Source organism: Arthrobacter sp. E44 (assembly GCF_041877125.1).
Classification (GTDB): domain Bacteria; phylum Actinomycetota; class Actinomycetes; order Actinomycetales; family Micrococcaceae; genus Arthrobacter.
Map to the genome: position 1 here is coordinate 1 of NZ_JBHDJA010000068.1, position 638 is coordinate 638.

Below are 638 nucleotides of genomic sequence, written 5' to 3' on the forward strand. Positions count from 1 at the left end.
AGGCCGCCTTCACGTCCCAGGCCCGACTGCTTGACGCCGCCGAAGGGTGCGGCCGCGTTGGAGATGACACCGGCGTTCAGGCCGAGCATGCCCGTTTCAAGCTTTTCACCCATCCGGATGCCGCGGTTGATGTCCTTGGTGAACACGTAGGCCACCAGGCCGTATTCGGTGTTGTTCGCCAGCCGCACTGCCTCGTCTTCGCTGCTGAAGGTGATGATCGGGGCAACAGGGCCAAAGATTTCCTCGGAAAGGATACGGCTCCCCTCGGCGACGCCGGACAGGATGGTGGGCTGGTAGAAGTAGCCCGGCCCCTCCACCGGTGCACCGCCCAGGACTGCCTTGGCGCCGGAGGACAGGGCATCGGACACCAGTTCGTGGACCTTGTCACGGCTCTTGGCGTCGATCAGCGGGCCTACCTTGGATTCGGGTTCGGTTCCGCGGGCGGTGGTCATTTCCTTCATCTTCGCGGCGAACTTCTCGGCGAATTCGCCGGCCACGGACTCGTGGACGATGAAGCGGTTGGCCGCCGTGCAGGCCTCGCCCATGTTCCGCAGCTTGGCTGCCATGGCACCGGTGACAGCGGCGTCCAGGTCGGCGTCCTCGAACACCAGGAACGGGGCGTTGCCGCCGAGCTCCAT

1 protein-coding gene is annotated in these 638 nt (G+C 65.2%); it reads right to left on the reverse strand.

Features of this window, described 5'->3' with window-relative positions:
• Window positions 1–638 (reverse strand): aldehyde dehydrogenase family protein (locus ACETK3_RS21350; RefSeq protein WP_373993599.1); only part of this gene is annotated, 638 nt, incomplete at both ends.